General features: G+C 47.5%; 22 protein-coding genes. 5 read left to right on the forward strand and 17 right to left on the reverse strand.

What is annotated here, in order from left to right:
• Window positions 1-24: 24 nt before the first annotated feature.
• Window positions 25-2,640 (reverse strand): autotransporter outer membrane beta-barrel domain-containing protein, encoded by a 2,616-nt coding sequence (locus tag CSE01S_RS18320; protein ID WP_072015024.1) that lies wholly within the window; start codon window positions 2,638-2,640, stop codon window positions 25-27.
• A gap of 266 nt (window positions 2,641-2,906) precedes the next feature.
• Between CSE01S_RS18320 and CSE01S_RS18325 the strand changes: the two genes are divergently transcribed.
• Window positions 2,907-3,659, forward strand: a complete 753-nt coding sequence (locus CSE01S_RS18325) for a winged helix-turn-helix domain-containing protein (protein WP_042291522.1) — start codon at window positions 2,907-2,909, stop codon at window positions 3,657-3,659.
• A gap of 7 nt (window positions 3,660-3,666) precedes the next feature.
• The gene (locus CSE01S_RS18330; protein ID WP_042291524.1) at window positions 3,667-4,149 is read left to right on the forward strand and encodes a YqeJ family protein; all 483 of its coding nucleotides are present in this window, start codon (window positions 3,667-3,669) and stop codon (window positions 4,147-4,149) included.
• Between the two features lie 342 nt (window positions 4,150-4,491).
• On the opposite strand, the gene CSE01S_RS18335 is transcribed toward CSE01S_RS18330, so the two are convergent.
• The gene (locus CSE01S_RS18335; protein WP_042291526.1) at window positions 4,492-5,760 is read right to left on the reverse strand and encodes a Y-family DNA polymerase; all 1,269 of its coding nucleotides are present in this window, start codon (window positions 5,758-5,760) and stop codon (window positions 4,492-4,494) included.
• 147 nt (window positions 5,761-5,907) lie between these two features.
• On the opposite strand from CSE01S_RS18335, the gene CSE01S_RS18340 reads away from it, so the two are divergent.
• Window positions 5,908-6,147 (forward strand): DinI family protein, encoded by a 240-nt coding sequence (locus tag CSE01S_RS18340; protein ID WP_042291528.1) that lies wholly within the window; start codon window positions 5,908-5,910, stop codon window positions 6,145-6,147.
• Between the two features lie 126 nt (window positions 6,148-6,273).
• Here the strand turns inward: CSE01S_RS18340 and CSE01S_RS18350 are convergent, their stop codons facing one another.
• Genes CSE01S_RS18350 through CSE01S_RS18380 form a run of 7 tightly spaced genes read right to left on the reverse strand, consistent with a single transcriptional unit; the run spans window position 6,274 to window position 15,835 of the window.
• Window positions 6,274-7,665, reverse strand: a complete 1,392-nt coding sequence (locus CSE01S_RS18350) for a phage tail fiber protein (protein ID WP_042291530.1) — start codon at window positions 7,663-7,665, stop codon at window positions 6,274-6,276.
• Window positions 7,666-7,675: 10 nt separating this feature from the next.
• Entirely contained in the window at window positions 7,676-8,635 is a 960-nt protein-coding gene (locus CSE01S_RS18355; protein ID WP_042291532.1) for a DUF6453 family protein, read from the reverse strand.
• Window positions 8,636-8,643: 8 nt separating this feature from the next.
• Window positions 8,644-11,361 (reverse strand): phage tail tip protein J-related protein, encoded by a 2,718-nt coding sequence (locus CSE01S_RS18360; protein ID WP_042291533.1) that lies wholly within the window; start codon window positions 11,359-11,361, stop codon window positions 8,644-8,646.
• Window positions 11,361-11,759, reverse strand: a complete 399-nt coding sequence (locus tag CSE01S_RS18365; protein ID WP_042291535.1) for a DUF6950 family protein — start codon at window positions 11,757-11,759, stop codon at window positions 11,361-11,363. The genes CSE01S_RS18360 and CSE01S_RS18365 overlap by 1 nt, the downstream gene beginning before the upstream one ends.
• A 6-nt stretch (window positions 11,760-11,765) precedes the next feature.
• Window positions 11,766-12,350: a hypothetical protein gene (locus CSE01S_RS18370; protein ID WP_042291537.1), complete on the reverse strand. Its 585-nt coding sequence runs from the start codon at window positions 12,348-12,350 to the stop codon at window positions 11,766-11,768.
• Window positions 12,350-12,943, reverse strand: coding sequence for a hypothetical protein (locus CSE01S_RS18375; protein ID WP_042291540.1), 594 nt, complete (start codon window positions 12,941-12,943; stop codon window positions 12,350-12,352). The genes CSE01S_RS18370 and CSE01S_RS18375 overlap by 1 nt, the downstream gene beginning before the upstream one ends.
• Before the next feature lie 3 nt (window positions 12,944-12,946).
• Window positions 12,947-15,835, reverse strand: coding sequence for a phage tail tape measure protein (locus CSE01S_RS18380; protein WP_052406310.1), 2,889 nt, complete (start codon window positions 15,833-15,835; stop codon window positions 12,947-12,949).
• Window positions 15,836-16,004: 169 nt separating this feature from the next.
• Between CSE01S_RS18380 and CSE01S_RS18385 the strand changes: the two genes are divergently transcribed.
• A complete protein-coding gene (locus tag CSE01S_RS18385) occupies window positions 16,005-16,235 on the forward strand; it encodes a hypothetical protein (protein ID WP_042291542.1) in 231 nt (76 codons plus the stop codon).
• Here CSE01S_RS18385 and CSE01S_RS18390 read toward each other — a convergent pair.
• From CSE01S_RS18390 to CSE01S_RS18405, 4 genes are all read right to left on the reverse strand, one after another.
• The gene (locus CSE01S_RS18390; protein WP_148365443.1) at window positions 16,232-16,594 is read right to left on the reverse strand and encodes a hypothetical protein; all 363 of its coding nucleotides are present in this window, start codon (window positions 16,592-16,594) and stop codon (window positions 16,232-16,234) included. The genes CSE01S_RS18385 and CSE01S_RS18390 overlap by 4 nt on opposite strands.
• A 73-nt stretch (window positions 16,595-16,667) precedes the next feature.
• Complete coding sequence (locus tag CSE01S_RS18395) at window positions 16,668-17,393, reverse strand: phage antirepressor KilAC domain-containing protein (protein WP_042291543.1); 726 nt, start codon at window positions 17,391-17,393, stop codon at window positions 16,668-16,670.
• Between the two features lie 67 nt (window positions 17,394-17,460).
• The gene (locus CSE01S_RS18400; RefSeq protein WP_042291547.1) at window positions 17,461-18,267 is read right to left on the reverse strand and encodes a phage antirepressor N-terminal domain-containing protein; all 807 of its coding nucleotides are present in this window, start codon (window positions 18,265-18,267) and stop codon (window positions 17,461-17,463) included.
• 69 nt (window positions 18,268-18,336) lie between these two features.
• Window positions 18,337-18,510, reverse strand: coding sequence for an Arc family DNA-binding protein (locus tag CSE01S_RS18405; RefSeq protein ID WP_042291548.1), 174 nt, complete (start codon window positions 18,508-18,510; stop codon window positions 18,337-18,339).
• Between the two features lie 107 nt (window positions 18,511-18,617).
• Between CSE01S_RS18405 and CSE01S_RS22885 the strand changes: the two genes are divergently transcribed.
• Window positions 18,618-18,902 (forward strand): Arc family DNA-binding protein, encoded by a 285-nt coding sequence (locus CSE01S_RS22885; RefSeq protein ID WP_084589039.1) that lies wholly within the window; start codon window positions 18,618-18,620, stop codon window positions 18,900-18,902.
• Between the two features lie 155 nt (window positions 18,903-19,057).
• Here the strand turns inward: CSE01S_RS22885 and CSE01S_RS18415 are convergent, their stop codons facing one another.
• The 4 genes from CSE01S_RS18415 to CSE01S_RS18430 form a co-directional block, all read right to left on the reverse strand.
• Window positions 19,058-19,354, reverse strand: a complete 297-nt coding sequence (locus tag CSE01S_RS18415) for a hypothetical protein (protein ID WP_042291552.1) — start codon at window positions 19,352-19,354, stop codon at window positions 19,058-19,060.
• On the reverse strand, window positions 19,351-19,647 hold the full coding sequence (locus CSE01S_RS23480; protein WP_304501815.1) for a DNA translocase FtsK: 297 nt from the start codon (window positions 19,645-19,647) through the stop codon (window positions 19,351-19,353). The genes CSE01S_RS18415 and CSE01S_RS23480 overlap by 4 nt, the downstream gene beginning before the upstream one ends.
• 63 nt (window positions 19,648-19,710) lie before the next feature.
• Window positions 19,711-19,932 carry a hypothetical protein gene (locus CSE01S_RS18425; protein ID WP_042291558.1) on the reverse strand — a complete coding sequence of 74 codons (222 nt, stop codon included), beginning with the start codon at window positions 19,930-19,932 and terminating at the stop codon, window positions 19,711-19,713.
• A 95-nt stretch (window positions 19,933-20,027) separates the two neighbouring features.
• The gene (locus CSE01S_RS18430) at window positions 20,028-20,495 is read right to left on the reverse strand and encodes a phage-derived protein YdaY family protein (RefSeq protein ID WP_042291560.1); all 468 of its coding nucleotides are present in this window, start codon (window positions 20,493-20,495) and stop codon (window positions 20,028-20,030) included.
• Between the last annotated feature and the right edge of the window lie 19 nt (window positions 20,496-20,514).

A 20,514-nucleotide genomic window follows, 5' to 3' on the forward strand; every position in this document is an offset into this window, starting at 1 on the left:
AACAGGAATAATCGAGACATCCCGTCAAAACTGATAGCGGATCCCCAGTTGGCCCTGCGTGTCGCTGTAGCCTTTTTCACCAACTTGAACACCAATGCCACCCCACAGGCTTGTTGAAGTAGCCAGTCTCGCTTCAATACCGGTTTTTACTTCAGCGATATCTTTCATGCCATCCTGTGTAAGTTGGCTCCCATCCATACGAACACCATAGCGCTCCGTGTTATGAATCCAGTTAGTTTCGATATAGGGTCTAAATTCGCGCCCGGAATTATCATCGATCTTGCTGTGTCCTTGCAGATAAGCTTTGATACCGATGCGACTCTGAATGTTTCCTTGCCCTTCATCCTGGACATAGATACCGTTTGGTGAGTATCGGGCATCAGCAGAAACATCTGACCAGATTAACTGCATCTGGGGCTGGATATAAAAATCGGTGCGTTCACCTTCAAACATTTTATAAGCGTATCCGCCTTCCGCAGAAGCGCTGAAACCTTTTGAAGTGTAACGGTCAGAAGCCTGACCGGCCTCATTCACAGAATTACGAAACCAGCTGTACTGAACCCACGAATCAAGGTTAAGACCGGAATTTTCTTTAGGATCCTCCATCCAGGTGCCGTACAAACCGACGCTGTATCCGTGAAGACTGGAAGTGGTGCGGGTGTTATAGCGGCTGCGTACAGACGTAGTCGTGCTGTTCTGGTTTGCATATCCGGCCATTAACCCAATAGCCCAGCGGTCAGCGTTACTGAGAGTTCCGGCGAGTATTTCTCCCCCTATCTGGGCAACGTAGCGGTTACTCCGGGTGCGGAGTACGTCGGCGCGGGACCGTGTATGTCCTCCCACCTGTCGCAGCCATAAACGGGTTCCCTCAGCGTTATCAGTCGGTGAATTCAGGTATTCCATGCCGGTCTGACGATCGGCCAGACGGGTGTTAAAAATCTGATTCGCCGTCGCCAGATTAGCCATATACCCCCCTGCGGACGTACTGATATCTTTACCTGGAGTAGGCGTTGGTTCTGGCGCTGGTTCTGGTGTCGGCTCAGGTGTCGGCTCAGGCTCAGGAGCTACGTAATTACTCGTGAGGTAATAATTATTGCCCTTCTGAATGACCGTATAATTATACAGGCCAGCACGAATAGCCTTACTGTTATAAAAAGCGCCAGCGGACGACGCGCCGGCAACCTGTACAATCTCAATACCGTTGAGGGTTTGATCTCCTTTACCGCCCAGATTATTGACTGAAACCTCTGTTGTTCCTGTCGCATTTCCGCCAATCAGTAATTTATCCATAATGGAAGTATCATTACCTAATATGGCATTCATGATCAGGGAGCCATCATTACCGTGGTAATCCCCTTGAATGGTAAGTTCGCTGCCGGCACTGAGCGACGGTCCTCCGGTAAACAATTGCCCGCTATTAGTGAGATTACCATTGATTACCGCAACCGAGGCTGGCTGAGATGAGACAAATGAAAGTGTGCCTGTATTCAGGATATCCCCGTTAACAGTGACGCTGTCATGAAGAATAGCCTGACCGCCGTTGGTTAGAGTACCAAGCATGGTTGAGTTTTCATGGGCGCTGAGCGTACCACCGCTGTCAATCGTGACATCTTCAGCAGTCCCCCCATTGAGCTCAAGTATTCCACCTCTGTTAACCTTAACGTTATGGGAATAGGCACTATTCTGAACAGTCTGGTTTCCACCATAATTAACCGCAGTATTGTAGGCGTTACCACCTGCATTAATAATCTGTTTACCACCATTAATGACCGTTTCTGAAGCCGTACTGTCCGAACTGATTATCTGTTCACCGCCAGTATTGATCGTGGTTTTATTTGCAGTTGCTGAATTCTGCACAATACTCTGGCCACCGTTATATATAATGGTTCCGTTGGCCACACTGCCTTCATCGGTGATAATTTGCTGACCACCATTTAAGATGGTATCTTGAGCAGTACTTCCTGTCTTTATTTCTTGTTTACCGCCTGCATTCACTGTAGTGTTGGTTGCTTTACTAGCCAGGTATACCTCCTGAGTACCGCCATTAATAATAGCGTTACTGACGGAGCCGCCCATCCCTACCCACTGCAGACCGTTATCATTAATTATGGTACCCGATGCATAACCACCATTTTTAACACTCTGGGTACCTTCGTTATTTACTACGGTATTGTCAGCCCGCCCCCCGGCAGTGATTTGTTGCATTCCAGTATTAACAATTGTATCAGTGGCTACACCACCATCACTGACTTCCTGACCCGGAACACAGTTGGGTCTACTACAGCTGCCATTATTCGGAGCATCAAAACCATTTTCATAATTAATTACCGTCCCGATTGCCTGGCTCCCTGTCCCCACAACAATCTGGCGTCCGTTATTCAGCGTGGTATTAATGGTCGTCCCGCCCTCAACCACCTGATAACCGTACTCTGGTACGATTTCTCCGGTTACGGTTATGCCTGATGTTACCTCCTCCGTATATTCAGCCCGTGCCGGAAAACTTACCATGGCTGTAAAAAGAACAACCGGTAAAATACCTGCTGTTGCCCGGAATGGGGTGCCATTGCGTGTAGTGAGTTCAGATGTAACTATCCACGCCTGCCTCACGTGACTCCATACAATATTAAATGCCTTATTCATAATTTATTCTTTATCGTCCATTTTCAACGCTTGCGGTAATTTATTACATTTCACCGCCCGGAAACTCTCTTAACGTACATTCCGAAAAGATGTTCGTTATTATTGAACAAACGAGAGTTGTAACAACAGTTATTTTAAATTAAGTTATATTAACCCATTGTTTATCAATAGCTTATGTTTTGTGTTTAACCGTGAACTCTACCCTGTTCTGGTGTTATACTTAACAGTGAAATATAAATATTGATACTCAGGATAGCCTTGCTGAAATGGAAAAATTAATAGCCAGTAAAATAATCATCAGTGATACTGTCGTGTTTATCCCAGTCTCTAGGGAACTTAGAAATGACGTTACGGGGGAAGTGGTCACTCTGTACACGCCAGCAAATTATTGTCTTTTATATCTTTTAGTCAGTCGTCCGCAGATACTGACCAAAGCTGAATTGATTAAGATTTCCTGGAATGATAAATCACTGATAATATCCGATAATACTTTTAATCAGATGGTGTTTCATCTTCGGCAAAGTCTGGCAAAGGTAGGCGCTGATGGCATTATCATTACAGTTCCACGCCGGGGACTGAAAATAAATCCATGTGTTTCAGTAAAAATTTCCGGTCCCGGCATTCAGGAACCCACTCAGACAAAGAGTAACATAATTAATTTCATCTCTGGTATTACCAGGAGCATTTCACTGAGCAGCGGGAGGAATATTTTTTTTGTCATTCTATCCGGGGTTTTACTTTTCCTGTCTGGTTTTCTGTATATGTATACGTCAGAGCCTGACAAAACTGCTTTTAATAATTATCTCCATCAGGAATATAAGATGTGTACCGTTTTATATAATGAAAAAATCCTAAGGGAAAATGTCAGTGCATTGCTTACAAAATCAAAAACTGACTGTTCGCGAAAAAGATATATCATTTTAACTCAAAGCGATAACCATTCAAGATTATCTGTTATCTCGTGTCCTGCCGATATCGGAAATACAAAAGCCTGTTCTCTTTCTTTATACGTTCAGTGAGATCCTTATGTGCAAAAAATTGCCTGCTGTACTTTTTTTTATATCCACTATTATTTTCCTCAGTATGGCTGTGTTCGCTGCCTACAGAAAAATAAGTAATGATCACCATATTCTGTGCCTCGCCAATCAGTCAACAATACATGGCGATTTTTTGATGCAGGGAGAGTTCGATTTTTTATTTCAGAAAGGGAGAGGAAGGGTCAGAATCAACGGCAGTACGGATGTTGGCGAAAAGGAAAACATAGTGAGCCGTCAGATTTTCTTCAATTATACCCGTCAGGGCGATGATTTTGTCCTTTTAAGCCAGCAGGTACAGATGATGAATAATGGTGATCCCACTATAGCTAACAGTGATTTTAACAGTCACTTTCCAGCTTTCTTTTCGCAGGAAGAAAAACAGCTAGCGATGGCCATTCGCCTGGATCAGTCCGGGAACTTTGTCATGTACTTTGCAGACGTTCCGGTGTTTTATTGTCAGCCTAAAACGTGACCTCTCTTTCAGCTGGCATAGATTGTGCTGAGATCCACCTGTACCCCCTCCTTCAGGGGGGATATTCAGCTGATCAGGTCTGTCCTGTGTTTAAGCAATATATGTGCAATATCGCTATCTATTTACTGATTTTATGATGTTTTATCCATTTCCTCCCTCACTTTAGCCAACCTGCTTATGTCATTACATAAATTGAGCTGCAATAAATGATTTTTAAGTCTATAAATTCAGCCTTTCTAATCGTGGCACTTCGTTTATACGTACGTATAGCCTTATTAGAGTTTGAGCTGGCGACCTTAATGTCCGTTTCTGGCACAAAGCGGACTAAAGCGTACAAAAAATTTATCTAACCCTGAGAAGATCGGTATACCTGGTAGTATACCGCGGCGAAAGCATTTCGCGTTTCATCTGCCACTGCTGCTGTATGCCCTGTCCGGCAAAGTAGAGCGTTCCCTTCCCATCTTTGGCGTTGAGGTGGTCCAACACTTCCATTAGTTTTTCGCTGCCGGCACGCGGCGCATTATCATCAAACAGGTTAAGCTGCGCCACGCCCTGGCTGAAAAAGTCACCCAGCATCACCCCCGCCTTTTGATAACGGTGCCCGTCTTTCCAGATTACATCAAGACAACGCGTGGCCGCGCCGATAATGTCCCTGCTGTCCTGCGTTGGCGTGAACAATTTAACGGAAGCGCTGTTACCGTAATAAGGCTCATTGAGGGCAAAAGGTGAGGTTTTGACGAATGCCGAAATAAACCTGCAATACTGATGTTCCCCCCGTAGTTTTTCTGCCGCACGCGCTGCGTAACTACAAATGGCCTGCCTCATCTGCTCGTAATCAGTTACCCGATCGCCGAACGAACGGGAGCAGACAATTTCCTGCTTTGCTGGCGCAAACTCTTCCAGCCCCAGGCATGATTCGCCACGGAGCTCTCTTACAGTCCTTTCCAACACCACGCTGAAATGCTTACGGATAAACCGGATGTCGGTGTCTGCCAAATCGAGAACCGTCTTGATCCCCATGGCCTCGAGATTTTTAGCGATTCGGCGACCAACGCCCCATGTTTCATCAACCGGCAGCGCCGCCATTAATTTACGCTGCCGCTCAACATTCGACAAGTCAACTACACCACCGGTCTGCCTCAGCCACTTTTTCGCCGCATGATTTGCCAATTTGGCCAGCGTCTTTGTCTGCCCTATGCCAACGCCTACCGCAAGTCGTGTGTTCCTGTAGACAGCTTCCTGCAGTTCCCTGCCGAAGTCTTCCAGCACACGGCAGTTACGCACACCAGTCAGCTCACAGAACGCCTCGTCTATAGAGTAAATCTCCACCCGCGGTGCCAGATCCTCGAGCGTGGTCATCACCCGCTGGCTCATATCCGCATACAGCTCATAGTTGCTGCTGAAGCAAACGACGCCTACGCGCCGAATTTGATCTTTTAACTTGAAGTACGGCTCCCCCATCGCTATCCCAGCGGCTTTAGCTTCCGCGCTACGCGCAATCACGCAACCGTCATTGTTAGACAATACGACAACGGGCCTTCCCTTAAGATCTGGCCTAAATACCGTCTCGCAACTCGCATAAAACGAGTTCACATCAACTAGAGCAAACATCTTAACTCAGCTCAACCTCAGCAACTGGCATAACGTAAGCCGATGTTTTTCTAATGGTATAATTCATAAATCCTCCCTTGCATTGACACTGAGTTTTAAAACAGTATAAATACTGTATATCCAACCAGTAAAGTAAGGAGAAAAAATATGTTTGTTGAGCTGGTTTATGACAAGCGTAATGTTGAGGGATTGACGGGAGCCAGAGAGATCATCCTGGCTGAACTGACGAAGCGTGTGCATCGGATTTTCCCGGATGCAGAAGTGAAGGTGAAGCCGATGCAGGCAAACGGCCTGAATAGCGACGCCAGCAAAAGCGATCGAGAAAAGCTAAACCATATGCTTGAGGAAATGTTTGAAGAAGCCGACATGTGGCTGGTTTCAGAATAAGAGCATTGTTTTGTCATATTGCATATGTAGAATCCGCACCGGCTGGCAATCATTCAATACTCGCACTATCGAACGAACGCCTGCTTGCCGCCGCACGTTCTTGCATACGACTTGCGGCGGTTTTATTTATGAGGTAGGTTTCTGCACGTCTGCTTCCAAAGCCTCATTCTGTCGCTGGTTCCAGATACTATCTGGTGGCATTTCAACACGTACGGAAACAAAAGAATCTTCAGGAATGTCTGCTGGCTCGCCATTAGTTAACCCGTTGATTTCGTTTCTTGCAAACTCAGGCGCTTCCGGGTGTGTACGGTGATATGTTTTTACCAGAACAGAGCCATCAGCATTCACTTCATAATCAAGCCAGATGCGCGCGAGCTTGTTCCTGTCTACCGGGATTTCAAATCCACCATCGATCCCTCCCCATGCTGCATCTGCATTAAGGCCGGTGCAACCTGCTATCAAATACTCACCTGTATTTATGTGGGTAACAACAACTCCCTCCGACTCTTCATTCGTTTCATAGCTACCATCCCTGAATATCTTTACAATGGGAGACGCAACCTTTATGAAACCGTTCGAATCTACGGTTGTGTTTCGTTCGTCTCTGAATTTGATAACGTCACTAAGATAGTACGTATCGCCCGACGGCTGGGCGACTTTGTACCCCGCCCCGTTTCTATTAATGCCTATCTGGAAAACGCTATCGCCACCGCTGTTATCATTCCAGTTGCGGGAACTTAAAACACCAACCAATGCAGCACTGGTTTGCTTCCATCCTTGATCCCCGCGCATAATCGCGCTCGATACGCCTAGCGGGTAGTTACCTAAAAGTGCATAGCTGATGATTCCTCTAAAATCTTTAGCGTTTTGTTCTGCTATTTCTGGTGTTACTGGGGTGGGGATGGCGGAATGACTGTTTACGTTCCTCGTTGCAGAATTACCTAAACCGAGATTACTTCTTGCGCCTGATGCTGTATTTGAGCCAGTGCCTCCAAGTGAAACAGGTATAACACCAGCATCATCTACTAAACCGAGATTTATCCTGGCACCCTGTGCAGTAGTTGAGCCAGTTCCCCCTTGGTTAACAGGAACTGCACCGTTCGTTTTAGTGGCTACAGTGCTAATCATATATGGCCATGACGGACCAGAGAATTGCGAGCCGTCTGGCAATGTAACAGTTATATTTCCGTTGTTACTAAATAACTGCTGCCAGTTCTGCTTGTCGTAGTTAAGACCACGTAGCGCTTCTGCACTTTGTGCAACCAGCGCGGCAGTAACCATGTTCAGCGCCACGCGTGGAACCGCCGACCACGCGGCGCCGGATTGTGTCGGGCCTGTGTATACGCTGACCAGCGTCAGGCCTGTGTCACTCTCTACCGATTTAACCGACAGAGTGTATGGTACACCTCCGACCGTTACTACAACGAAATCTCCTGCGGCGAGTTCCGTTGCAAATGAAGTACCGATACCTGTCACAATGTCAGAGTTATTGGTCAGGGTTAAAGTTCCTGCGGACATGGTTATTTCCTCAGTACATGTTTGGAAGGATTAAAACGGGCATATTAATATTCTGGTTAAATGACATGTCGAATCTGTTGTCATTGTAATTACCGACCACTTGGTTATACGCTGACCGGACGTTTCCGCCTGACATTACAACGCCTTTTTTTCTGACATTGAAGTATCCATCGACTCTCCTCGACTGCGCACCTGTAAATACTATCTGGCAATATTTATCACCTACATACTGATTACTGTCGGTCATGGTTAATTGCTGGTCATATACAAATGGTCGCTTCACTGTTGAAAATGTTACCTGTCCTGCTGAATTTGTCATGGTGATGCCATCACCGGCTACAGGAGCGGTATTATTGAAAATTACCAGGTCCATTGTTACAGATGCGGAAACATCATCCCTTCCTGAGTAACTGATGTCTCTTACAATAATATTTGTTCCGTCAAACCCTACAGATACATTATTGTTATTCCATTTCCCGAACGGTATTCCTGATACGGGTAGAGCCATCGAACCGTTGACTGTCACCGTGCCAACGTAAGCACATGTCATTAATTTAGCCTGATTTGAAATTGCCGTGAAATCAGTAGAGTTGGAAACGAGAAGTCCTTCGTTGTAGGTAGTGGCAGGAAGAATTTCAAATACTGTTCCTGCCCAGTTTGGTATTCGCTGGTAGTTGCCCCTGTTTGTACCGTTAACAGTAATACCGCTGTCTCCGTTTCTTGTCACTGATGTCATATATATCGGCAAAACAATCCAGGTTTGATTGTCGGCAAATTCCTGTATATCAACAGGACGTGTCGGCAAAACAAAAACTGTAGAACCCGGAGTCAACGGAGTATCGACGCGAAATTGATTCGCTCCGGTTCCGTTCCCTGAAAAACTTGCACAAAACGACGGAGCACGAAGCCCCGCGGTAATAGCCATCACAGGACGGCCATCATTATAATCTATCAGTATTCCTTCCGGCATATTTCACCTTATGTCCAGCGACCAACCACTACACGCCCGCCACCAGACAGATTGACAGTAATTCCATTGCCGTTAATTACGACCGTATTATTCACACCGTTAAATGCAAACTCACCACTGTCGGCATAAAGCTTTCCATGAAACTCAGGGCTGGCATTTTTTGGCAAATTCCAGCCACGCACACCAGGAATGAAGTTAGAAGACTGCAAAGAATCAGTTATTTTTCCAAAGTCGATTGATGCTTCCTGAATCAATACACTCCTGATAAAGACCTGTCCGTTATATACAAAGAAAGCAGCCTGCCAGTTACCTGGATCGCTGCCTGAATAAATGCCGAACTGATCAGCCGCAAAAACTACAGTTGATTTGTATGAGCTACCATCAGGCTCAATGGACATGCCGAAACCGGTATTGTATTTCACTCCGTTCCTGACAATACCCATATTGAGCGTATAGGATGCCTTCGCTGTACCATCACTATTAACGACTGCAGTCATCTTCTGGTTAACGGCTGATGTAAGGCTACCTTCAGGGCCAATCTGCGCCTGAACATACGTGGACAGGTCAGCAAGTCCCTGCTCAGCAGACGCTACCGTGGTTTTCACGACAAGGATATCGGCACGTACCTCACCGTACTGTTGATACTGGTGCTCAACAGTTCCGTGGTTCGCCAGCGAATTTTCCATAATGCCTTCGAGGTTGGTATCAACACCTTCTTTAACATTCTGGAATGCGTCAGAATTCTGAACAGCATCATCAATGAGGTCGATCAGGCCTCCGGTATCCATTGAGCACAGCGCCGGAACCTCAACAAATGCTGATGCACCAAAGGCGTTAATCGTCCTGATGTACCAGTAATAGGTGTGTCCCACCTGTAGCTGGTTACTGGTCCATGTGGTGCCAATACCCTCCCTGCTGGCGTTCCCCTCAACGATTTCAGTCGTTGTGCCGGGAAGCTGAGTTTCGCCTGATGTCCAGAAGTCAAACTGGGTGGAAACGTTTGTTATCGCAGCCAGACGTGGGATCAGCGTGACGGCAAAGAAACCCTGCTCAATATCAACATGCGACGGAGGAGGCGGGGCCTCAATGCTGAATTCCAGATAGCCTTCAGGAGATTCCGCTCCCATCTGGTTAACGGCGATAACATGGGCGGTATAGGTATCCTTTGGCAATCCGGTCAGACGTGTAAATGAACCCGGAACCTGAACAGAAAGCACCATCTGGCCGTTACGACGAATGATGACTTTGTTATAGGTCACCTGCCCCACGTTTTCCCAGGAAAGAATGCCCTGTACCACCTGCCCGATTTCCTCAACGGTGTATCTGAGGTTTTGCGGCTGTGCCACGCCACCGGACGGTAACTGCGTGAATGGTGGCCGCTCTACAGGCTTACCTATTGCATCACCCCAGACATCAGCAGTTTCCTGTTTCAGCGTTAGCTGTACACCATTCTGCACGCCAAACTTCCAGTCGGTAACGCGCATCTCTACGTTGACGATGCCCAGTGACGGGAAATTCACCTTCGCATACATTCCAGGACGATAACGGTACCCGCTCAGATTCAGCGTCACGTTCATCGTTCTGGCAATACGGGTGCGCTTTAACTTCACATCGGCCAGACGCTGAGCCTGAAATTCAGAGGTCACAAACCGAAGTTTCATGTCCTGTGAAATTTCTACGCCATCCTCTGTTACCCACTCGCTGACGGAAACGGACGGGAAATCGGCCTCTGTGAATCCCTGTTCCGGGTCGACAAACGTCCCCTTGATGGTATTAACCCGCTCTGACTGGGATACCTCAGGCATAATCTCTATGTCGCCTGCCAGCTGACTTTCGGTGATCACCTCTGTCGCAGGTCCATAATATGCGCCGACAAGCAATCCATGTTTTCCGGCAATATAAGTCACATCACCCGCGCACGCCGCCAGCATCCCTTCCAGAATAGTGACCTTGTTTTCGCTAAGATCGAATTCACCGTTTATCGTGTAACGTTTTTCAACGGTATTGGCGCCGGTGATCACCTCCTCATCGCAGATGTTGGCCGCTTCCTGAAACTGATCCCAGTTAATATCTGAGTCTGGAACTTTCAGGTAGTTTCGGTAGTAGTCGAGAATGACCAGGGCGGCATTGTTGCTGTATCCAGTCAGACCGGTTCGCGGGTCGTAAACCTCACGACCAAACTTTTCAACCTTGATATTCGGGATGCCGGAAGGGAATTTTTCAGCGTTAAATTTCAGGGACACACGCAGCCAGGTGAGCCCTTTGCCGATCATGTCATCTTTCCATGACGGGCAGTTCTCCAGCATGAACGGGTCAGCCGTCTGTCGGTTGGTGTGCAACTCAAACGATGCGTGTTCAGGGTAACTAGTTACAGGCTCATCGCCAAGCCAGATGGTTCCGATGCTGGACAATGAATGTCCCGCCAGCGCAACGGCCAGGTGCAGCATTTCGCCATCGTCCTGTTCGCCAGCCTGCTCTTCAGAGAAAAACAGCGTGCCTGAAGTCGTGGTGCGTCCGTAAACGACAGTTTTTGCGCTGGCCGCTGCTCGCAATACCTGCTTGCGTTCAGATGTGTCACGATATGAATCAATCCCGGAAGGCTTTTTGGTGAGCGCCTGCGTAGCAACCTGGGCGGCAACAGTGATAGCCATTGCGATCCCGTAATACTGATAAGAGGCGGCTGCGCCAGCGGCGACGGTAGCAATAATTGGGATAGCTGCAGGCATTAACGCACCCTCCAGACACTCAGCGGTTTGACCCGCAAGCCAACCAGACCATTTTCACCGGGAACCCATACCGCGCCCGAACAGACAACGCCGGCACACCGTGACCCGGCATTTTCAACAACAGCAATATCTCCGCGCTGTGCCAGCTTCACCGGTACCTCATCGAGATATCGAGCCAACACCTTTTCAAGTGATCCGCCACCGCGAAGAATTGCCTTTTTTGCTCCCGTTTCGCTGTCATAAGTTCCACGCCAGCCATTCGCAAAATTCTCCCCGGTCATCGCTTCTGCACAGTCAGCAGCAAACAGGCAGCAGTCATGCTGGCCCCATGAAAAAGGCCGCTCAATGGCGGCCTTCATCACTGCGTTTAATCTGTTTTGCCAGTCCGGATGCTTCATGCTTCCTCACTTATAAGTAAAACCAGGAGCATCTTTTTTATTGCCCCAGTAAATCGAACGCTCCGCCATCTGAGCAACGTAACGAAAAATATGATCCCCGGGATACGCGGCCTGCTGCGACTCATCGGTATAACGATCGGGGAATGGGCGCTGCCAGTCCTCAAAAATATTACTGATGGTGTATTGCAGGGCGTTTGTTTTCCCGGCAGTGGCCCCGGTGCCGGAAACCTTGCCCTTAAAAAGTAAATCGGCAACCTGCACCACGCCGTTGTCATCCATCGCCACCAGGTAAATCTCAGCGCTGCGGCCAACACACCGCTCATTCAGCGTCTTTGCAAAGAGTGACAGGTCGAGCCCTGAGAGCGTCATCTTCACCTGCGTTGGGCTGGTTGTGTTCGTTTCCGTGGCATCATCAATTGACCCCATTCGCCCCATGCCGTAATAAACATACCCACCAAGCACGATTGTCCCGGTACCGGAATGTACATAAACGGTGCCGGACTCAAACTGGATATTGGCAGCGATCACCGCCGTCACCCGGTCGCGGGAAAGCCAGTCGACCATCGAATCAGAAAAAGGGGAGTACAACATTAAAACGCCTCCTCAAATTCAATGGTCATTGACGTTATCCCACCCGGTTTACGGTCAAATGCGCCCTGCAAGTTATCTGAAAGCTTGAATATCCCCCATGGTTCTCGCACCTCTACCGTACTATTTGCCGCTGGAGATGACCGCAGCATTGGGGATATAGGGATCACAGCAACACCGCTGGAATTGCTGAATACATCCTCAGTCACTTTTTTCAGTTCCGAATTTACAGTCAGGTAGTAACCGGCTTGCATCACCATTGTATTAGCCGGCCAGCCTTTAGTTGAAAGGTTACTTCCTGTTTGATACGCATCCGTCACTAACACTGCGGCGGCAGTCGAGCCACCATCACGCCCCCAGTCACGAATTTTCACACGTCCATATTCACCGTCCAGTGACGCCAGTACTGCCTCAATTTTTCTGGCCTGAGCGTCATCCAGAACGTCATAGCCGACAGTACATTTCCACCGGGATCCCGGAAAGCGCACTACCTGGGATGAGCCATTGAATGGAGATCTGAATGTTTTGGTATTCGACTCGAGATACCAGTTGAGGGATGAAGGGCGAGGCCCTGGCCACTCTAATACATCAGCCATCTGTTAAACTCCTAGTAATCTCCGCCCCTGCCCACGGTTCTGAAAATCCTGAAGCATTTCCTGTCTGGCCCGTCTGGCGCCGTCGTCAGCCCCTTTTCTGGCAGCATCTTCCATTGCGCGATTCAATGCAGCGTCGCCATTTCCTGAAACATGAATCGTTTGCTGGACGATTATGTCGCCAGAGAAGCCCCCTCCCTGCGCTCCCATCATCCTGACCCCCAGATTCCCGTCAGGCGTTCGGGCAAGTGGCATAATTGCTTCCGGCCCTGCTTCACCAAATACACCAGCGCCTTTAGCGAAGGCAAAAAGCTTCGGTGAATCAAATACACCGCCAGAATATGCGCTAAGTGATGGAGAGTTATAAACCCCACCTTTAGCATTTTGTTTGAAGAAATCCAGCCCACTTGATGCACTGCCATAGGCTCCGGAAGGAGTCGAGCCACCACTGTTCGCTGAACCAAATAACGAGCCCCAAATACCTGCGCCTTGCATTGATTTGATGCCGTTTACGATCATCGCGTTCAGTAGCACTTTTTGAAGGGACTTCAGAACACTCATAGACCACTCATTCCAGTCCGCTTTACTACCGCTTAATCCATCGGCCATAGTATCGACAAGACCATTCATCGCTCCCTGAACAACGCCAGACATCTGGGTAGAATATGTCGATGCTGTATCCATCCAGTTTCGAAACCCCTGCTCCACGCCGCCCAGCCAGTCATTGTTCATCGCGTCGAGGTTTTCATAGTGTTGCTGCATTATTGCCCTCTCGCGGCCTAACGCATCGGTCAGCATTTGTGATTTAGCGTTATACGTTTCCTCGCTCATACCTTTCGATTTATCTGCATAATCACGATCAAGTTGCTGTCGCTGAGTATTATATTTTTGTTCCAGTTGAAGCAGTTCCTGCATCTGTTTCTGCTGCTTCTCACCCAGACCGAAACCAGAATCCTGAACAGCATAGCTGGCCCGTAAATTATCCAGCCCCATCTCAAGCGTACTGCGATACGATGCAAGTTCCGTCGCCTCCTTCATCAGGCGGTTATTTTTCTCCTGTTGGGCATTGCGCTCCATCAATGAAGTAATTTCGTCTTTACGAAGCAGTAGCGATTTTTGTGCGGTAGTTAATTGGGATGGTGATCGTGTTTCCAGAGTGGAAAGCTGCTGACGCCATTTGATGAGTTCCTGTTCAGAAGAAGACAGTTTGTTTGTTGCTTCAGCCTGAGTAACCAGCAGGGCATTTTGCTGGTTGAGCTGATCAATCATACGTTGCCCTGCATCTTCAGTAACGGCTTTACCTTTTGGCGCTGCCGGCGTTTTTGGGTCTTTAAATTGTTCGTCGATTTTTTTTCGGTTGTAAGCCTCTTTCTCAGGGCTAATGATCGAACCTGCGGCTCTCGCCTTAATCAAGGCTTGCGTGTATGCTTCTTGTGCTTTGGCTCTCTTTTCTGCGTTGCTGGCGAAACGCTGATCGATGGCGTTGATTTCCTGCTGCGCTTTGATTCCGTCCTGCTGTTTTTTAAGGTATGAATCATAGGAATCGTTAATTACGTCCTGCGCAATCTTTTCCCCCTGAAGGGATGAAAATCGTTGTTTTAATAAAGCTAAGCCTTTTTGCTGTCGATCAAGGTCATCAGATTTCCAAGGACCGTATGGCCCTGAATTAGCAGCTTGTCCACGTTCCAAATCAGCAAGCGATTTCTGTGCGCGCTCAATCTCACTGCTGGCATTCTGTATTTTCTGTTCAAGAGAAGCCTCACGACCTACATCAAGCATGGAATCCCATGCCCATCCAGCAGCCTTACCCAGTGCGTTCCACGCCGTTTCGAGTGTACCGAGGTTTTCCTTAATCTGATTCGACCGCTGGATCAGGGTAGAGGAATAGGCTTCACTGGCAACGCGAGCGGCTTCCTGCTGATTTCCTTCATCCTGAAGGGCTTTAATCTGGTTGTACGTTGACAGCGTCAGGAAGCGATACTGGTCATTAAGTTTAGTGATTGCATCCAGCGGGTCAGCTGCAATTTTGTTGAAATCACCGACTAACTGATCTGTCGCAATACCAGTGGCTTCGCTTGTTTTAACAACGGCAGTAGTCACACGTTCCAGCGAGTCTCCGGCAACCTTCCCGGACTCAATGAGTTGTTTTAGGACTGGCGCAGCGGCGGCAGTGGTAGAATTTGCTGCCGCTCCGGCTCTGGCTGCCATATCTGCCAGTTGACCAGATGTCTTCCCTACCTGATTACCCGTCAGGATAAGTGATTTATTAAATGCGTCCTGCTCCTGCGTGCCTTTGTAGTACGCCACGCCCAGCACGCCGACAGCAGCAGCAGCCAGTGTGAATGGATTGATCAGGCCCATCACATAAGAGCCGACACCTTTAATTGCCGGACCAATGCCGCCGAACATATCTTTTAACTGCCCGCCCTGCTGTAACAGAACCATCAATGGTGGTTGCCCTGCGGCTAAGCTTGTGACGATATCGGTCATTTGCATCGGAACAAGTCGCATGGCAAAAGCGGTCTGCTTTGCTGACATGCCCGTATTTTTCAGTTGATCTGAAAAGCCGGTAAGACGATTGCGGGCCTCTTCAATTTTTTTCGAATAGACATCAAAGGTCTCATCGTCCAGCATGCCTTTCGACTTAAATTTCGCCAGTTGTTGCTGTTGTTTATCCAGTTTATTCAGCGCAGCGTTAACCGGGTCAATGCGGTCAAGTAGTTCCGATAATGCTGCAGACTCTTCCTCGGTGGCTTTTGTCACCTTCCCGGCACTGAACGCAGCTTTCCGCCCCCATTCAGTCAATCCATGTAGGGCACTGGTCAGGCTTTCAGCATTTTTTTCTGCGCCGGTGCTGTCGATAATGATGGCAAGGCGGGATTTCTGTTCTGACATTGAGATCTCCGGGCATTAAAAAAGCCGCACGGTGGCGGCTACTGATCGTTTATCAGGATGTTAATGGTTTATATACCTGGCTATGTTTGATACTCAGCCCGTCAGTGGTGGGACACTGGCGAACCTATATGAAGAGGGATGGCTGATTACCTCTGTATAAGGAATTAAGATGAGCAAAGATAACAAAACCCCCAGCACTGACGCGGTGACAATAGCTCATGATGTGCTTATGGCTGGAATTATCTCTACATTACCTCCGGAGCAAGCAGCAACAATAAAGAAATTTGCTATGTCCAGACTAAACGCGCGTTTAGATTTAGAGCGCTCAAAGTCGGAGCCGAATAACTTCGTTTTACAAATGCTCAATGATTCAATTGATTGTGTACAGAAACTAGTTTAAGGAAATTTAGCGCCGGAGCTTTTGAGTGCATTGGTAATAATACTTTCAGTGTTGCCTTGCATAACTGCGACCTCTTTAACCGCGGCCTGATTCTTGGCCGCATTGATAATTTTTACAATTACCTGATTAGCATGCTCTTTAGCCCGTTGATTGTGCCTTTCCAGTGTAAAATCAGTTATTAACTCTTCGCTGTATGGAATGTTAGCCAGCGTTTTTGAACCGATATTTACCGACACATTACTGCCAATGCGCTGTATGAATTTCATGGCTAAGTCTTTGTTCATAGTAACACTTAATCCATTCTTTTCTGGAAATTCCACCTTGAACTCCAGCGCTTCAACTTGTTGTTCTAAAGTCATAACTATCTCCTGCCTTTCGGCATCAGGTAATAAAAAACCCATCCTGAGATGGGTTTAGGTGTATTTAAGTAGATTAGGCCGCCGCACTGACGCCGAGCAGTCTGGAGATCTTCGTGATGCCTTTAGCAGTTATTAGCACCTGTTCAACAATTTTCTCACTGCCATCAGAACGGTTGACCGTCGTCACTTTATGCTCAAGATAGCCAGACTGAATTTTGTCCTGATAACCAAGCCATGCTTTGCCACCCGCGCGACGATAGATCCAGTGCCACTCGGAAAGTAGCTTGAACAGGGACTTAGGCTGAACCTGTAAATGCTTGGCAGAATCGGTAATGCACATGCTGCCATCTGCTTTCGCGATACGTTCCAGAGCTTCAACATCCGGCTTCATTTCATCGACCTGATGCTCAAGTGCAATTACCTTCTCGCTATAAGTCAGCAAAGTACCGCGCAGGAACGTAGCGTCATTGAGTGCCGCCATTGCATCAAATGCAGGCTTAGAAACCTGTTTCTCAAGTTCTTGCCAACGATCTACCAGCCGGGCTGTAAACTCTGGAGAGAGTTGAGCAACGACTACGATACTGTCGCGCTTACCTTGCTCTCCTTCAAATACATAAAATGCTACCGGGCGGCCTGCTGTAGCCTTTTCCTCAATTTGAGGAGAAGCAATCACTCCTCGTTCAATCAAGGTTTCGACTGTCCTCTTCACATTGTCATGGCGCTTCCCAACCAGGCCAGCAATATCAATGCTGGACATGGTGACAAGCTGATCTTGTACTGCTAAAGTATGTTTAGTCATATACGTTCCTACACGTTGTTAGACTTCAGTGAACCGCCAGTCCTACCTGGCGGTTTTTCTTTTTGCCCTACTGTAAACTCTGTATCGCCCCTATCACCTCCTCTTTCGGGGCTACTAGCCATCCTTTTCCCCTGAAAAATTTAACAAACCCATCAAATGACATGACCACTTGATCTTCTGTTAATGGATAAGATCCCTGCACTACACCTTTTTCATCGGTGTAAATCATCGTTCGCCCCGACCCGCTAAGCGGCATTGCTGACTGAAATGGGATTGGTTTGTTATCTTTTGGCAAAAGATCGCCTTCCAGTACCTTACCTGCCAGATACTCCATCGCTTCAGCAACCTGTTTAGGCGTCAACTCGTCAATATGGTTAACGCCAAACTCGCGGTGGATCATTTTATAAAGCGGTTGATAGTGAATACCTGTTTTGCCCATGATGCGGTTAACCAGACCACGCAGCGGGGTGCGATCGTCGGTGCTGGTCTTGCGCGGGTTAACCGCCTGCCCTTTGGTCCAGTAGTCATGCAAAATGGTGAAGCATTCTTCCTGATACTGGATCAACTTATCGCGGATATCAGCGCGAACTTTCTCTGGGTTGATGCTAAACAACCACCCGTTGAGTTTCTTTAGTGGGAGAACAAGCATTTTCTGAATGCCGCCAGCGGAAGGTATATTCATATGAATACACCCAAACTTACCAATGTGGCGAGCCAGTTTCTGCTGCTGTGTGCCCCAACTCATGCCAAGGTTTTCAACGATAGGTTTCATCGCAACATAAGCGATACCGGCAGCCATAGCAGTAATAACCTGCTGACCGTTGAACGGCACGTAAGAGGTGTTAACAGCTTCAAGAATTGCTATACTTGTCATGTCAATATTCCTTGGTGGTTTGTTGATACCGAAGCCCCAAAGGTTGCCGCCGATGGGGCTTCACTGTTTTTACTGACCATTTGCACGTTCCTCACGCAGGCTTTTCGCCAAGCGCTGAACTATTGCAGAGTTGATAGAAATTCCATCCATTTCTGCCAAATGGCGGATCTCTTCCTTCATGCGCTCAGGAAGTCGAAGCATGAAGTTTTCACTTTTTTTACCCGTATAAAGAATCTCACTCATTTCAATCCCCTTGCATTTTGATATCACGGTGAAATGATTTCACCGTGTCGCTATTTAGTCAATCTTTTTTTGATTACACTGTGATATCAGATTTGAAGAGGTATCACATGAAAGGTATGCGGAACATTGCCCCATTCGGCTTGAGAATGCCGGATGAATTAAGGGAAGCTATAGCAGAACGCGCCAAGCGCAACGGCCGCTCTATGAATTCCGAGATAGTGCAGATTCTTGAAAACGCCATTTCAGGGTCACAGGTTGGTTCTGTACGTATTGGTTTCGGTGAGAGTGATTTTGTCGAGATCGATCCAAGCGATCATAAGTCTGTGATCAACGGTCTTTTCGAATTGATGCATAAACTCCAGGTTGGGGATAACGATACGAAGCCCACTTAACTGTTAAAGAACACCTACAGGAGTAATTAAAGCGTCTGTAGGTGCTCAAAGATAGGGTGGCAGATGAAGAAATTACCCATCAGGTAATTTGAATAGATATGAACATCTGTGATCGCACAAAATGCGAAAACCCACCTGAATGGGGCTTTCAGTGGTTACCTGTTATCAAGCCCCTTTAAATATCCGACTAAATCCTTGGCGTTCTCACAATGTTTTTTATCTTTTGGGATGATTTTGCTTTCATCCAGACAACTTTGCGTATAGAACCCAGCGTTATACATCGCAAATGAAGCCAGGGATAACACCATTTGTTCGCACAAAGCTTCATCCTGGTGTCCTTTGCACACCATCTCCGCCCCGTCTTTTAACTCTTCAACTGGAGTTTTATCTTCTGCTAATACGTTGAAAGAAAACAAAACAGGCAGAATTACAACCGCTATTGTTTTTTTCATTTTCTCCCTCTTGGCCAAGGAATCACATTGGACATATCCACACCCTGTAGATCATCATTTTCTTTACTGAATTCCGCCCATTGATAAAAATCGGAAAAATTAACACTCCTATTCCCGCCATGGTCCTGAGCGCTAACCACACCATTAACCTCCATTCGTTCAATAAGTCGTGATGCACGGTTAAACCCAATTCTGAATTGCCTTTGAAGAAGGCTGATTGAAGGATTTTGCCTTTCAATAACAAAATGTACGACCTGGTCGAAAAGCGGATCATCATAATCGTCGCTGTCCACATCCCTATCCCCATCATTAACATTTTCACACAGATTAGCACAGGGACAGAGCGAGACCATGGGCTATTTATTTTCAGTCAGCCTCTGCTGCCTCTTTGTCCATGTATCCAACCACAAATCATCAAGCGCAAAAATCGCAGTATCGAATTCATCACGTTCAAGGGAGATCTTGCGTGAAGAAAGATAACATTCGATGTCGTGAAGTGAGATAGGCAGCGGGACACCAGCCATTCCAGCATAAAGCCGTGAGCGGGAAATAACGGAGTAAGCGTTGAGGATTTCCACCGTTACTCCGTCAATTTCAGGCTCTGGAATTGGCGGGAGTTTTAATTTCTCCCTTCGCCACCTTGCCTTTTCACCGTGCTCCCCGCCGAACTCACTCAGCCACTTTTGCGCTTCGATGGCTTTTTTACGGTTTCCTGCTTTTTCTGCTCTTTTCCCTGGGCGATGCTGGCGGCCTCAGCCAGAATTTGCCAGTAAATCACTGGTTCCTGTTTCATAAGTGCAGCACCGCGTTCCGGCGTGTACTCAATCGGAATCTCTTTGCCATCAACAAGCTCACCGACACCCTTCCAGTCTTTCAACAGGTAACGCGCGCAGTTATCGATTAGCAGGTCATCAGCGGAGTCAATTTCTCCGACCGATGACAGGCTAAATTCGCTGGTTCCCACCTGGTAACTGGCATCCATCTTTTCAATATGGCGGCGGATAAGCGCATTACGTGAGCGGTACTGGTCGTTATCAATGCTGCTGACGAGTAGTTTCAACCCTTCAATAGGTTTCAGCTCTTTCAGTGGTGTAAACCAGCGCTCGCCGCCAATATCAATTCGTGGAGTCAAGATGATCATTAAAAGCTCCTGCATTAAA

This window comes from Citrobacter sedlakii NBRC 105722 (assembly GCF_000759835.1).
In the GTDB taxonomy this organism is placed as follows: domain Bacteria; phylum Pseudomonadota; class Gammaproteobacteria; order Enterobacterales; family Enterobacteriaceae; genus Citrobacter_A; species Citrobacter_A sedlakii.

Bases quoted from the DNA above. Each gene is read 5' to 3' on its own strand.
- CSE01S_RS18400 (WP_042291547.1), bottom strand. From the start codon at position 18,267: ATGACAAGTATAGCAATTCTTGAAGCTGTTAACACCTCTTACGTGCCG.
- CSE01S_RS18365 (WP_042291535.1), bottom strand. From the start codon at position 11,759: ATGAAGCATCCGGACTGGCAAAACAGATTAAACGCAGTGATGAAGGCC.
- CSE01S_RS18390 (WP_148365443.1), bottom strand. From the start codon at position 16,594: ATGACTTTAGAACAACAAGTTGAAGCGCTGGAGTTCAAGGTGGAATTT.
- CSE01S_RS22885 (WP_084589039.1), top strand. From the start codon at position 18,618: ATGAAAGGTATGCGGAACATTGCCCCATTCGGCTTGAGAATGCCGGAT.
- CSE01S_RS18405 (WP_042291548.1), bottom strand. From the start codon at position 18,510: ATGAGTGAGATTCTTTATACGGGTAAAAAAAGTGAAAACTTCATGCTT.
- CSE01S_RS18330 (WP_042291524.1), top strand. From the start codon at position 3,667: ATGTGCAAAAAATTGCCTGCTGTACTTTTTTTTATATCCACTATTATT.
- CSE01S_RS18430 (WP_042291560.1), bottom strand. From the start codon at position 20,495: ATGATCATCTTGACTCCACGAATTGATATTGGCGGCGAGCGCTGGTTT.
- CSE01S_RS18320 (WP_072015024.1), bottom strand. From the start codon at position 2,640: ATGAATAAGGCATTTAATATTGTATGGAGTCACGTGAGGCAGGCGTGG.
- CSE01S_RS18340 (WP_042291528.1), top strand. From the start codon at position 5,908: ATGTTTGTTGAGCTGGTTTATGACAAGCGTAATGTTGAGGGATTGACG.
- CSE01S_RS18415 (WP_042291552.1), bottom strand. From the start codon at position 19,354: ATGAAAAAAACAATAGCGGTTGTAATTCTGCCTGTTTTGTTTTCTTTC.
- CSE01S_RS18370 (WP_042291537.1), bottom strand. From the start codon at position 12,350: ATGTTGTACTCCCCTTTTTCTGATTCGATGGTCGACTGGCTTTCCCGC.
- CSE01S_RS18350 (WP_042291530.1), bottom strand. From the start codon at position 7,665: ATGTCCGCAGGAACTTTAACCCTGACCAATAACTCTGACATTGTGACA.
- CSE01S_RS18375 (WP_042291540.1), bottom strand. From the start codon at position 12,943: ATGGCTGATGTATTAGAGTGGCCAGGGCCTCGCCCTTCATCCCTCAAC.
- CSE01S_RS18355 (WP_042291532.1), bottom strand. From the start codon at position 8,635: ATGCCGGAAGGAATACTGATAGATTATAATGATGGCCGTCCTGTGATG.
- CSE01S_RS18380 (WP_052406310.1), bottom strand. From the start codon at position 15,835: ATGTCAGAACAGAAATCCCGCCTTGCCATCATTATCGACAGCACCGGC.
- CSE01S_RS18395 (WP_042291543.1), bottom strand. From the start codon at position 17,393: ATGACTAAACATACTTTAGCAGTACAAGATCAGCTTGTCACCATGTCC.
- CSE01S_RS18360 (WP_042291533.1), bottom strand. From the start codon at position 11,361: ATGCCTGCAGCTATCCCAATTATTGCTACCGTCGCCGCTGGCGCAGCC.
- CSE01S_RS18385 (WP_042291542.1), top strand. From the start codon at position 16,005: ATGAGCAAAGATAACAAAACCCCCAGCACTGACGCGGTGACAATAGCT.
- CSE01S_RS18335 (WP_042291526.1), bottom strand. From the start codon at position 5,760: ATGTTTGCTCTAGTTGATGTGAACTCGTTTTATGCGAGTTGCGAGACG.
- CSE01S_RS18325 (WP_042291522.1), top strand. From the start codon at position 2,907: ATGGAAAAATTAATAGCCAGTAAAATAATCATCAGTGATACTGTCGTG.